Below are 11,997 nucleotides of genomic sequence, written 5' to 3'. Positions count from 1 at the left end.
CTACCTCCCAGCCGCCGCATCGAGCGCCTGCTCGAGCGTGAAGGAGGCCTCGTACAGGGCACGTCCGGTGATGGCACCCTCGATGACCTCCGGTCCGGCGGCGGCGAGGGCGCGAATGTCGTCGAGCGTCGAGATGCCGCCCGAGGCGACCACGGGGAATCCGGCGACACGGGCGACCGCGCGATGCGCATCGACATCGATGCCCGTCTGCATGCCGTCGCGGGCGATGTCGGTGAACACGAGGTGCTTGAATCCCAGCGAGGCGAGTTCGGACACGACCTCGTCGCAGTTGCGTCCAACGCCATCGCGCCAGCCGTTGACCTTGACCTGCCCGTCGCGGGCAGCGACGTCTGCAACGAGCAGCTCTCCAAATCCACGCGCTGCGACCTCGGCAAACCCGGGTTCAGTGACCAAGACGGTGCCGAGGGCGATGCGCTTGGCACCCGCCGCGGCGAGTTGGTCGATGCGCGCGAGGGAGCGGACGCCGCCGCCGACGTCGATCGATAGCCCCTCTATGGAACAAATCGAGCGAATCGCGCGCATGTTGGCGGCGCACACGTCGTCGTCTTCGCCGAATGCCGCGGAAAGATCGACGACGTGGATCCACTGCGCGCCCGCTTGCGAGAATTCGCGTGCGATGGCAACGGGGTCGTCGGAATAGACCTTCATGCGGTTGCGGTCGCCTCGTTCGAGGCGCACGACCTTACCGTCAATCAGGTCGATGGCGGGAAAGATGATCACGAGGGGCCTCCTCGGTAGGGGGTTGATGGTGCGGCGCAGCGTGGGTGCGGAGCGGGGAAATGCGACGTGGACGCTGCGAAGAGGCGCAGCTCCCGGGGCGCACGTTGAGCTCCTAGGAGCACAGGCGCACGAAGTTGCGAAGAATCGCGTGCCCATGCGCGGAGGACTTCTCGGGGTGGAACTGGCAGCCGAAGACGCTGCCGTGCGCCGCAACGGAGGCGAAGTTGCGTGCATAGTGCGTGACGCCCGCCACGTCGTCCTCATTGACGTCGGCCCCGAGGGCATAGGAGTGGGTGAAGTAGACATTCGACCCCTCGGCGAACCCCTCCAGCAAGGGACACGGGCGTCCGTGCTCGGTAAGGTGCACCTGATCCCAGCCCACATGGGGAACCTTGAGACGTGCCGATTCGAGCCGCGTGCAGCTGCCGGGAAGCACGGCGAGCCCGCGCACCCAGCGCGTCCCGTCAGCCTCGAAAATCGATCCGGCATCGAGGCCCGTGCCGCGGGGGTCGGGTGCGGGGACGGTTGGCGCGTCTGCGGGAACGCCCTCGTCACCGCGTTCGAAAAGTAACTGCAGCCCCAGGCATATGCCTAAAAACGGCGTGCCCTTACCGCCGCGTGTGGCTTCGATCACGGCGCGGTCCTGACCGTGTTCGGCCATGTACGAGATCGCGTCGTAAAACGAGCCGACGCCCGGCAGGACGATGCCATCGGCGCTCGCGATCGCATCGGGGTCATCGGACGCGAAGGCATGCGCCCCCGCGCGCGTGAGCCCGCGCACGACGCTCGACAGATTGCCTTTGTGGTAGTCGACCACCACGATGCTCGGTTCGTTCACGGGCACCTCCCTTACAGCGAGCCCTTGGTGGAGGGCACGCCGTTCACGCGGGGGTCGAGTTCGCAGGCGTAGCGCATCGCGCGGCCGGCCGCCTTGAAGGCTGCCTCGATGATGTGGTGCGAGTTCGCTCCGGCGAGCTCGCGTACGTGTAGCGTCACGCGCGCGTCACGGGCGAAGGCGTAGAAGAACTCGACGGCGAGCTCGGTGTCAAAGGAGCCCACGCGCTCGGTAGGAATGGGAAGGTCGCAGTACGCCTGCCCGCGCCCCGAAATATCAACGGCTGCCTGGACGAGCGTCTCGTCCATGGGTATACACACGTCGGAAAAGCGCGTGATGCCCGCTTTGTCTCCGAGCGCCTGGGTGAATGCCTGGCCGAGCACGATGCCGGTGTCCTCGACGGTGTGATGTGCGTCGACCTCGATGTCTCCTGTGGCACGGACGGTGAGATCGAACAGGCCATGGCGCCCGAAGGCGTTGAGCATGTGGTCGAAGAACGGTACCCCGGTATCGATTGAGCAGGTGCCGGTGCCGTCAAGGTTAAGCTCGACGGTGATGTCGGTTTCCCCGGTGACGCGCGTGACGACGGCGCGGCGGTTGGCGGAATCGGTCATGGCGATCGGTCCTCCTTAAGACAGAAGTTCGGTCAGCGCCGCGATGACGGCGTCGTTTTCCTTGGGCGTTCCCACGGTGATGCGCAGGCAGTCCTCAAGACCGGCCGCGGAACTGAAGTCGCGCACGAGGATTGAGTACTCGTCGCGTAGGCGGTTGCGGATGGCGGTGGCGCCTGCCATGCGCACCAAAAGGAAGTTCGCGCTGCTCGGCCATACGGTGATGTCGGGGAGTTCCTCGAGGGCACGCTGCAGCCGTGCGCGTTCGGCAACGATGGAGGCGGTGAGCGGCTCGAGGGCGCCGCGCTGACGCACGAGGGCGAGTGCGGCTGCCTGTGTGAGGACGTTGACGGAGTAGATCTGGCGCACGGCGGAGAGCGCGTTGATGATGTTCGTGGCGGCCATTACGTAGCCGCAGCGCGTCCCGGCCGCACCGTAGGCCTTGGAGAGCGTGCGCAGGATGACGAGGTTGTCGAGGTGCGCGAGGAGAGGCAGGGCCGAGGCATCCTCACCGGCGAACTCGATATACGCCTCGTCCACCATCACCAGACCGTGGCACGCGTGGCAGACGCGCTGGATGAGGCCGAGGTCGGCCAGGTCTCCGGTGGGGTTGTTGGGCGAGGTGACAATCACGAGGTCACAGGTGCGCGCGCGGGCGAGCAGCGTCTCCTCGTCCAAGGTGAGCGTGCGTGGATCGCGGCCCGCAGTGCGGACATTCGTCTCGGTGAGCTGGGCGAAGAACGCGTACTCCGAGAAACATGGCGGGCAGATGAGGACGGAGCGATTCCGGCCGCCGAAAGCGAGCAGGAAGTTATAGAGAAGCTCGTCGCCGCCGTTGCCAACGCAGACCTGGGCGCGCGAGACGTCGTTCACGGCGGCAATCTCGTCACGCAGCGCATCCGACATGGGGTCGGGGTAGCGATTGAGCGGGGTCGCGGCGAGCACCTCGTCCACGGCCTCGCGGACGCTCGCCGGCAGGGGATGGGTGTTCTCGTTTGCGGAGAGGTTGATGCGTGTGGCCGTGAAGTTCGGATCGTACGGCTCGATGGAGCGCAGGTGCGGCTGCATGAGGCGTTGGACGCGGGTGGAGAGCTCTGCCACGGTTACCTCACCTCCCCTTGAGCGGTGGGGCGTCCGACGCCGGACGCCACCGTTGCGGCATCGTCGGCGGGCCAGGCGATGGCGGTGAGGTCCGCTTCGGCGAGGACCTTGGTCGCCACGGCAGGGGCGCCCTCGTCGATAAGGCGGCGGCGCAGCCCCGCGGAGAGCGCGTGCGCCCACAGGCCCTCGGCCTGCGCCATGGTCTGGGTGGCAGGGGCGTCGGCGAGTAGGCCCTGCGGCGTGTAGCAGATGACTGACGAGCTCGTAACGAAGTCGTCGACGGACAGCGGGCTGGAGAACTGCGCGGTGCCGCCGGTGGGCAGGGTGTGGTTGGGCCCTGCCACGTAGTCGCCCAGCGGCTCGGAACTCCAGGCGCCCACAAAGATCGCACCCGCGTTGCGGATGGAGCCGACGAGCCCGAGGGCATCGGCGCAGTGGAGCTCGAGGTGCTCGGGGGCGATGGTGTTCACGGCGTCAATCGCGGTCGCGAGATCGGGCGCGATTACGATGGTCCCCTGGTCGGTGAGGGAGGTGCGGGTGATCTCGGCGCGCGGGCTTTGGGCGAGAAGGACCTCGAGCGCCGCCTCGACACCGCGCGCGAGTTCGGGGCTCTCAGTTACGAGGTAGCACGCCGCCAGCGGATCGTGCTCGGCCTGGGCCATGAGATCGGCGGCGACCACGGCTGCCTCGGCGCTCGCGTCGGCGAGCACGCAGACCTCGGAGGGGCCCGCGATCATGTCGATGCCCACATCGCCCGAGACGAGGCGTTTCGCGGCTGCCACGTAGGCGTTGCCCGGCCCCGTGATCTTCTCCACGCGCGGGATGCTCTCGGTGCCGTAGGCGAGCGCAGCGACGGCCTGGGCTCCGCCCACCAGGTAAATCTCGTCGATGCCTGCGACTTTGGCCGCGGCGAGCGTGGCGGGCGAGATCCCTCCGTCGCGCTGGGGAGGCGTGACCATCACGACGCGTTCCACGCCGGCGACCTTGGCGGGAATGGCGTTCATCAGCACGGTCGAGGGGTACTGGGCGCGTCCGCCGGGGACGTAGATGCCGGCGGCGCGCACGGGCGTCACCTGCACGCCGAGCAGCGTGCCGTCCGCGCGCGTGGTGAACCATGACTGGCGGACCTGGCGCTGGTGGAAGTCGCGGATCTGCGCGGCGGCCTTCTCGAGGGCGGCGATGAGGGACGCATCCACCTGCTCGAGGGCGGCGTCGATGCGTTCCTGCGGCACGCGGAAGTCGGTGAGGTCGACACCATCGAACTCGGCGGCGTACCGACGCAGGGCGGCGTCGCCCTCCGCACGCACAGTGTCGATGATGTTCGCGGCAGCTTGGGTGATCTTTGCCGAGACGGCGCCCTCGCGCCCAAGGTTGGATACGGTGAGACGCTCGCCGGGGAGCAGGATGACGGTGTTCATATGCGGGCCTTTCTGGGGCTGGAGCGCGGAGGGGCCCGATGGGCCGATGCTCCGAGTCGATGGGGGAGGGGTGGGAACTCAGCGTGCGTATCGAGCGTGTTGACGGCCTTAATGCGCGTCGTCGCAGGCGCTCTCGTCGCGCCAGGCAGCGAGACGCCGGGCGAGCTCACGCACACGCGGGTCGAGTCGTGCGCGGCCGGGATTCGCGAAGAAGCGTGCGGTGCAGGTCATGAGTTCGCCGGTGATCACGAGGTCGTTCTCGCGCAGGGTCGTACCGGTGGCGGTGATGTCGACGATGCGATCGGCGAGCCCCACGATGGGACCGAGCTCGATATTACCGTGCAAGGCCACCACCTCGGCATTCACGCCGCGCTCCTCGTACCAGGCGCTCGCGATGCGCGGGTACTTGGTTGCCACGCGTAGGCATCCGCGCCGGGCATAGGAGCGCTTGGTCGCTTCGGCGCGTCCCGCTGGTTCGGCTTCGATGAATCGGCAGGCTCCATACGCCAAATCGACGAGTTGCAGCAGGTCGAGGTCCGCCTCGATGAGCGAGTCGCGTCCGCAGATGCCGCAGTCGGTCCCTCCGAGCGCGACGAAGGCGGGGGCGTCCGTGGCACGCACGATGACGAGCTCGACCGGGCCGATCGCGCCCTCGCCCTCGCGCGTATCGCGCGTGCGTATGATCAGGTGACGTCCGGGGTTGCGCAGCCCGCTCGCGTCGATGCCGACGGCTTCGAGTGCGGCGATGGTGTCGTCCTTCAACGAGCCCTTGGGCACGGCGATGCGCAGGGGCGCCTGCTCGTCGGCCGTCTCGGATGCGTTGGGACCCGTGGTGGCGGCAGAGTCGGGGCGCGCGGCGTCTGCCGATCCACCCACGCGGATATCGCTGCACGGCGCCTGCTCGGCTTGTGCCTCCAACACCTCGGTGAGGCGTTCGAGTGAGAACGCGAAGCCAGCGGCTGCCGCACCCTGCTCAAGGGCGGCGTCGAGCACCGCGTCGTAACGGCCACCCGACCCCACGGGATCGGCGAGGTCGCCTGTGTAGGCTTTGAGCACCAGCCCGGTGTAGTAGCCAAACGAGCTCATGAGGGAGAAATCGAAGGAGAGGTGGCTCGCCAGCTCGGCGTTGCGCGAGGTCAGGCGCTGGACGAGCGATCGCAGCTCCGTCGTCGTGGAGGTGGTGGAGCCGGCGGCGCGCAATAGGGCGTCAACACGGTCGAGCGCCTCGGGGCCACCCGTGATGCGGGGCAGCTCGCGCATGGCGCACTGGAGCGCGACGGGTAGGTCGCTCGTGGCGGCGAGCTCGTCAAGGTCGATGTAGTTGTTGGCGTGGACGAGCGCGAGCGCCTCGTTGGCGAGTGCCTCATCGACGCCGAGCTCGAGGAGGGCCTGATAGGGAACGACGCTGCCGCAGACGAGCTGCCAAGAATTGAGCCCCAGGTCATCGAGTGCTTCGGCGGCGATGAGGGTCATCTCGGCGTCCGCGGCGTCCCCGCCCTCGCCTACGAGTTCATACCCGAGTTGGGTGAATTGGCGCGCCCGTGCGGTGCCGCGGGGCTGCTGACGCACGACGGGGGCCTCGTAGCGCAGGCGCAGCGGCAGGTCACGCTCGCTCATGCGCGCGGCGATGGCGCGGACCACCGAGGTCGTGTTGTCCGGTCGCACGGCGAGTAGGGCGCCGTTGTCGTCGAAGAGATTGAACGGTGCATCGGAACTCCAGGCGTTGGCTTCGCCGACGCTCGCCGATTCGATGAGGGGCGTTTCGATGGGGCGGTAGCCATGGTGCACGAGGCGGGCCTTCACCGTCGCGACGATATGCTCGCGCATCTCCGCCTCGTCGGGCAGGATATCTCTGAATCCGCGCGGTGTCGTTGCCATACCGTCCCTCTCTCATCATATGGGTGTCTGTTGTCTTCGTGCGGACACTTTAGCATGATGGAGTGCGCGGGAGAGCACTGCACCCAACTCTTAACATGCAAATTGGTGCAATTGGGGACGGGTGCAAAATGCACCATAAAATGCACCATGGGGGCCTAGGCGAACGCCTTGCAGTGGAAATCCGCTGCATAATGCTCCATGACGCCCACGACGACCCGGATCGCCCTCGTATGCCGCTACAATACGAGCGGTTCAAATCACGTCATATCGAACGGCGCGTCTCAAACGCGTCGCCACGTCAGAAAAGGACGCACGCGCCCATGGCATCTTACGCCCCGCAGATTTCCTCCCGTCGCACGTTCGCGATCATCTCGCACCCCGACGCCGGCAAGACCACCCTCACCGAGAAGCTCCTGCTCTACACCGGCCAGGTTCAGAGTGCCGGCTCGGTCAAGGGCAAGCAGAATTCCCGTCATGCCGTCTCCGACTGGATGGACATCGAGAAGCAGCGCGGCATCTCCGTCACCTCCTCGGTGCTGCAGTTCACCTATGGCGGCTGCTGCGTGAACATCCTCGATACCCCCGGCCACCAGGACTTCTCCGAGGACACGTACCGCACCCTCATGGCCGCCGACGCCGCGGTCATGGTGATCGACGGTGCCAAGGGCGTCGAGGCCCAGACCAAGAAGCTCTTCCGCGTCTGCGCCATGCGCGGTATCCCGATCTTCACGTTCGTGAACAAGATGGACCGCGAGACGCGCGACCCGTTTGACCTCATGGAAGAGGTCGAGAACGTGCTCGGCATCCGCACCTATCCCATGAACTGGCCCATCGGCAACGGCCGCGATTTCCGTGGCGTATTCGACCGCGCCAGCCGCAAGGTCCTTGCGTTCGAGGGCGACGGCCGCGCCAATGGCACCAAGAAGGTCGATGAGGTCGAGGCCACGCTCGGCGACGCCGCGCTGACCGAGCTCATCGGCGAGCACAACCACAACAACCTGATGGACGACATCGAGCTGCTCGACGGTGCCGATTCCGAGTTCGACCTCGATGCGGTTCTCACGGGCAAGCTCTCCCCGGTGTTTTTCGGCTCCGCGCTCACGAACTTCGGCGTCGAGCCCTTCCTCAAGGACTTCCTGCGCCTGGCCCCCCGCCCCGGCGCGCACACCGACGCGCTGACCGGCGAGCCCGTGGAGCCCACGCGTGAGGACTTCTCCGGCTTCGTCTTCAAGATTCAGGCGAACATGGACAAGAACCATCGCGACCGCATTGCCTTCGTGCGCATCTGCTCCGGCAAGTTCGAGCGCGGCATGGACGCCACGCACGTGCAGGGCGGCCGCAAGATCAAGCTGGCCACGGGCACGACCATGATGGCCGACGACCGCGCCATCGTGGACGAGGCCTACGCCGGCGACATCGTGGGCCTGTTCGACCCGGGCATCTTCTCCATCGGCGACACCATCTGCACGGGCAAGAAGCCGGTGCAGTTCACGGGCATCCCCACGTTCGCGCCCGAGCTGTTCGCGCGCGTCACGCAGGTCGATACGCTCAAGCGCAAGCAGTTCGTGAAGGGCATGGAGCAGCTCGCCCAGGAGGGCGCCATCCAGATCTTCCGCGAGCTCGGTGCCGGTATGGAGTCGGTCATTGTGGGAGTGGTGGGCACCCTGCAGTTCGAGGTGCTCGAGCAGCGCCTCAAGAGCGAGTACCACGTCGAGGTGCGCCGCCAGCCGCTGCCCTACACCGACATCCGCTGGATCGTGAACGAGCCCGGCACCATCGACATCCCGGCGCTCTCCCTCACGCGTGACACGCTGCGCGTCGAGGACATGCGCGGCGGCAAGCTGCTACTGTTCACGAGCCCGTGGAACATCGATTGGGCCACGGATCACAACAAGGAGCTCAAGCTGTCCGAGTTCGGCAACGTGGAGTTCTAGGCAAGACGGGCTGCCGGGGGAGATCGGCGGCCCGTCGTTTTTTGGCAATGGGCACGTTGAGGGCGACGTGGCCCTATACGAAGAAGGCACCGGCCATGGCTGCAAGTACCGCCGGCAGCATGTTCGCCACGCGGAACGTCTTTCCCCAGATGAGGGTGCCGAGTCCGATCATGGGGCGCCCCTAGCGCGCGCCCGCGTCCGGCAGCTCCGGCGCGCGGATCCCGGTCAGGCGTTCGAAGAGGGCCGTGCAGCCCTCGATGACGTCGCGGTACGTGGCGTCGAAGTCGCCGGTGTACCAGGGATCGGCGACATCGCCGGGGCGACCGGTCCAATCGAGCAGGCGCGTGATCTTGCCGTCGGGGTCTTCGCCAAAGATGCGGCGCAGTCCGCGCGCATTCTCGGCGTCCATATAGATGATGTGGTCCCAGTCGGCATACTCCGCGCGACGCACCTGGCGGGCGCGATGGGCGACGACGGGAATCCCGACTTCGCGTAGCTTGGCAACCGTGCCATGATGCGGCGGATTGCCAATCTCCTCGGTCGAGGTGGCGGCGGAGTCGACGGTGAAGTCATCCTGGAGCCCCGCGCGCCGCACGAGCTCCTCGAACGCGAATTGTGCCATGGTGGAACGGCAGATGCTCCCGTGGCAGACAACAGGATGCGATGCATTCCGCACAGACCTTTCGAGCGAGTGATATCCCGGCACAGCATAGCAGAGTGGGGTTGGGGAGCATGGCACGCGTTGACATGCAATCTGCCATCCTGCGATGTGCGGGAGGGGAGAGCACCGACCTCGCCGTTGTCTGGGCGATGCGTAGTGATTGCATGTGGCGTCCGGCCGGTCGGGTAGGATGTAATGCCTAACCGATTTTGATGGGAGAGTGCCTGCATGGCTGAAACGAACAACGTCGACGTCGCCGCCATCATGAATATGGTCGCTGCGCTGAGCCCGGAGGGCAGCGGCGTGCGCAAGGACGTGCCCGCCGAGTCCGGGGTCTCGGCAGAGCTGGAAAGGGCCAGGGCCGAGTATGCGGCCGCGACCTCCTCGGCGGTGCGCCCCGTCCCCTCGACGCCGTTGGGCTCCGCGGGCTCGCTCACGGCGGACGACGTGGCGGACGCCCCCGCGGCCTCGCGTCGCGTCGAGCCCTCCGCCGAGGAGCTCGCCGCGCGCCACAAGCGCATCGTGGCTGCTCTCGCCGCCGAGTTGGGCCAGCCCGCCGCGCGCGTCGAGTCCGTCATCGCCCTCATCGACGAGGGCGCCACGATTCCGTTCATCGCCCGCTACCGCAAGGAGGCCACGGGCGGCATGGACGACGTCGCGCTCCGCGCGCTCGACGACCGCCTGTCCTACCTGCGCAACCTCGAGCAGCGCAAGTCCGACGTCATCGCGGTGATCGACGGCCAGGGCAAGCTCACCGAGGAGCTTCGCGAGAGCATCGAAGAGGCGCCCACCCTCCAGCGCGTTGAGGATCTCTACAAACCCTTCCGCAAGAAGCGTGCCACCCGCGCGTCCAAGGCGCGCGACGCAGGCCTCGAGCCGCTTGCGAACCTCATCCTCATGCAGCCCGCGCAAGGGGCCGAGCCGCTCGCGGCGGCCGCGGGCTACGTCAACGCCGAGGGAGGCTTCGCCACGGCGGAGGCCGCGCTCGCCGGTGCGCGCGACATCGTGGCGGAGCTCGTGGCGGAGGACCCTGAGAACACGGCGGACCTGCGCGAGTACACGCACAAGACGGCCGCCATCGAGTCGGAGGCCGTCGATGCGGACGAGAAGACTCCGTACGAGCCCTATTACGAGTTCTCCGAGGCGGCCCGGTCCATCCCCAACCACCGCATCCTCGCCATCAACCGCGGTGAACGCGAGGGCAAGCTGCGCGTACGCGTGCGCGTGGACGGCGAGGCGGCCGCCGAGCGCCTGCAGCGCCGGTATCCGCGTCGTCGCGGGCCGTTCGCGGGGGAGCTCAACGCCGCCATCGCCGACGGATACAAGCGTCTCATGGCCCCCTCACTCGATCGCGAGCTACGCGTTGACCTCACCATGCGCGCGCAGGAGGACGCCATCAAGGTCTTTGCCAAGAACACCGAGGGCTTGCTGCAGCAGCGTCCCGTCCGCGGTGCCCGCGTGATCGCGCTCGACCCCGGTTACCGGGCGGGCTGCAAGGTCGCCGTGCTGGACGAGTACGGCAAGCTCCTCGACCACACGATCTTGTACCCCACGCCGCCGCGACGCGATGTCGCGGGCACCAAGCGCGAGCTGCTGCGCCTCACGCGCAAGCACCGCGTCAACACCATCGTGGTGGGCAACGGCACGGCGAGCCGCGAGACCGAGGAGGTCGTGGCGGCGTTCATCGCCGAGTCCGCGCCCGAGCTGCGCTACACCATCGTGAACGAGGCGGGCGCGTCGGTGTACTCGGCCTCCAAGCTGGCGAGCGAGGAGTGCCCCGACCTCGACGTGACCACGCGCGGCGCGATGAGCCTGGGCCGCCGCCTGCAGGACCCGTTGGCGGAACTGGTCAAGATCCCGCCGCAGTCCATCGGCGTTGGCCAGTACCAGCACGACCTCGACCAGGGTGAGCTCGGACGCGCTTTGGGCAACGTGGTCGAGAATGTGGTCAACCGCGTGGGTGTCGACGTGAACACTGCGAGCGCGAGCCTACTGGGGTACGTCTCGGGCATCACGCCGGCGGTCGCCAAGAACATCGTCGCCTATCGCGAGGAGAACGGCGCGTTCACCGATCGTCGCCAGCTCAAGAAGGTCCCCAAGCTCGGACCCAAGGCGTATCTCAACGCGGCGGGCTTCATGCGCATCACCGGCGGTAAGAACCCGCTCGACGCCACGAGCGTGCATCCCGAGAGCTACGAGGTCGCGGGCGAGCTGCTGCGCCGTGCGGGGGTGGCGCCGAGTGCGCTCGCCGCTGGCGGCGTGCCCGGCATCGGGGTCAAGATCGGCAACCTGGGTGCGGTCGCGGCCGAGCTCGGCTGCGGCGTGCCCACCCTGCGCGACATCGTGGCTGAGCTCGAGAAGCCCGGCCGCGACCCGCGCGACGACGCCCCGGAGGTCGTGTTCTCCCAGGCGGCGCGCAGCATCGAGGATCTCGAGGTGGGCATGGAGCTCAAGGGCACCGTGCGCAACGTGGTGGACTTCGGCGCCTTCGTGGACATCGGTGTGCACCAGGACGGTCTGGTGCACATCTCCAAGTTGGCGAGCCGCTTCGTGAAGCACCCGGGCGAGGTCGTCGCCGTGGGCGACACCGTGACCGTGTGGGTCACCGGCGTGGACCGCGCTCGCAAGAAGATCTCCCTCACCATGGTCGAGGGGCGTATGGATCGGTAGGGTTTAGCGACATGTGGCATTTGGGGGGCACGCGCATTTTTGCACATTGGAAACGCGTGGCGCGTTGGGGGCGGGCGCATTTTGCGTGCCTGACGCGGGTGCGCCCTCCCTGGCTGCGCGTTGCGTGCGTTGCCGCACGCTAGATGCT

At 67.4% G+C, this 11,997-nt stretch carries 9 protein-coding genes; 2 read left to right on the top strand and 7 right to left on the bottom strand.

Annotation, left to right across the window (positions count from 1 at the left end; all coding sequences use genetic code 11):
* The 6 genes from ACX9NZ_RS06560 to hisG form a co-directional block, all read right to left on the bottom strand.
* Positions 1-741: a 1-(5-phosphoribosyl)-5-[(5-phosphoribosylamino)methylideneamino]imidazole-4-carboxamide isomerase gene (locus ACX9NZ_RS06560; protein ID WP_407496528.1), complete on the bottom strand. Its 741-nt coding sequence runs from the start codon at positions 739-741 to the stop codon at positions 1-3.
* A 112-nt stretch (positions 742-853) separates the two neighbouring features.
* Positions 854-1,579 carry an imidazole glycerol phosphate synthase subunit HisH gene (locus tag ACX9NZ_RS06555; RefSeq protein ID WP_407496526.1) on the bottom strand — a complete coding sequence of 242 codons (726 nt, stop codon included), beginning with the start codon at positions 1,577-1,579 and terminating at the stop codon, positions 854-856.
* Between the two features lie 11 nt (positions 1,580-1,590).
* Positions 1,591-2,190 (bottom strand): imidazoleglycerol-phosphate dehydratase HisB, encoded by a 600-nt coding sequence (hisB, locus tag ACX9NZ_RS06550; protein WP_118654224.1) that lies wholly within the window; start codon positions 2,188-2,190, stop codon positions 1,591-1,593.
* 15 nt (positions 2,191-2,205) lie between these two features.
* The gene (gene hisC / locus ACX9NZ_RS06545) at positions 2,206-3,288 is read right to left on the bottom strand and encodes a histidinol-phosphate transaminase (RefSeq protein ID WP_407496524.1); all 1,083 of its coding nucleotides are present in this window, start codon (positions 3,286-3,288) and stop codon (positions 2,206-2,208) included.
* A gap of 2 nt (positions 3,289-3,290) precedes the next feature.
* Complete coding sequence (hisD, locus tag ACX9NZ_RS06540) at positions 3,291-4,706, bottom strand: histidinol dehydrogenase (protein WP_407496522.1); 1,416 nt, start codon at positions 4,704-4,706, stop codon at positions 3,291-3,293.
* A 108-nt stretch (positions 4,707-4,814) separates the two neighbouring features.
* Positions 4,815-6,584 carry an ATP phosphoribosyltransferase gene (gene hisG, locus ACX9NZ_RS06535; RefSeq protein ID WP_407496520.1) on the bottom strand — a complete coding sequence of 590 codons (1,770 nt, stop codon included), beginning with the start codon at positions 6,582-6,584 and terminating at the stop codon, positions 4,815-4,817.
* Between the two features lie 320 nt (positions 6,585-6,904).
* Between hisG and ACX9NZ_RS06530 the strand changes: the two genes are divergently transcribed.
* A complete protein-coding gene (locus ACX9NZ_RS06530) occupies positions 6,905-8,518 on the top strand; it encodes a peptide chain release factor 3 (protein ID WP_407496518.1) in 1,614 nt (537 codons plus the stop codon).
* A gap of 181 nt (positions 8,519-8,699) precedes the next feature.
* Here ACX9NZ_RS06530 and ACX9NZ_RS06525 read toward each other — a convergent pair whose 3' ends face one another.
* Positions 8,700-9,140: a low molecular weight protein-tyrosine-phosphatase gene (locus tag ACX9NZ_RS06525; RefSeq protein ID WP_407496516.1), complete on the bottom strand. Its 441-nt coding sequence runs from the start codon at positions 9,138-9,140 to the stop codon at positions 8,700-8,702.
* A 267-nt stretch (positions 9,141-9,407) separates the two neighbouring features.
* Between ACX9NZ_RS06525 and ACX9NZ_RS06520 the strand changes: the two genes are divergently transcribed.
* The gene (locus ACX9NZ_RS06520) at positions 9,408-11,849 is read left to right on the top strand and encodes a Tex family protein (RefSeq protein WP_407496514.1); all 2,442 of its coding nucleotides are present in this window, start codon (positions 9,408-9,410) and stop codon (positions 11,847-11,849) included.
* Positions 11,850-11,997: the final 148 nt, after the last annotated feature.

It is taken from the genome of Collinsella sp. BM28 (genome assembly GCF_054551995.1).
Note: the sequence above shows the minus strand (reverse complement) of the source record. Positions and strands in the feature narration are given on the sequence as shown.

Coding starts and splice junctions, on each gene's coding strand:
- hisB (WP_118654224.1), bottom strand. CDS start 2,190: ATGACCGATTCCGCCAACCGCCGCGCCGTCGTCACGCGCGTCACCGGG.
- hisD (WP_407496522.1), bottom strand. CDS start 4,706: ATGAACACCGTCATCCTGCTCCCCGGCGAGCGTCTCACCGTATCCAAC.
- hisG (WP_407496520.1), bottom strand. CDS start 6,584: ATGGCAACGACACCGCGCGGATTCAGAGATATCCTGCCCGACGAGGCG.
- ACX9NZ_RS06530 (WP_407496518.1), top strand. CDS start 6,905: ATGGCATCTTACGCCCCGCAGATTTCCTCCCGTCGCACGTTCGCGATC.
- ACX9NZ_RS06525 (WP_407496516.1), bottom strand. CDS start 9,140: ATGGCACAATTCGCGTTCGAGGAGCTCGTGCGGCGCGCGGGGCTCCAG.
- ACX9NZ_RS06520 (WP_407496514.1), top strand. CDS start 9,408: ATGGCTGAAACGAACAACGTCGACGTCGCCGCCATCATGAATATGGTC.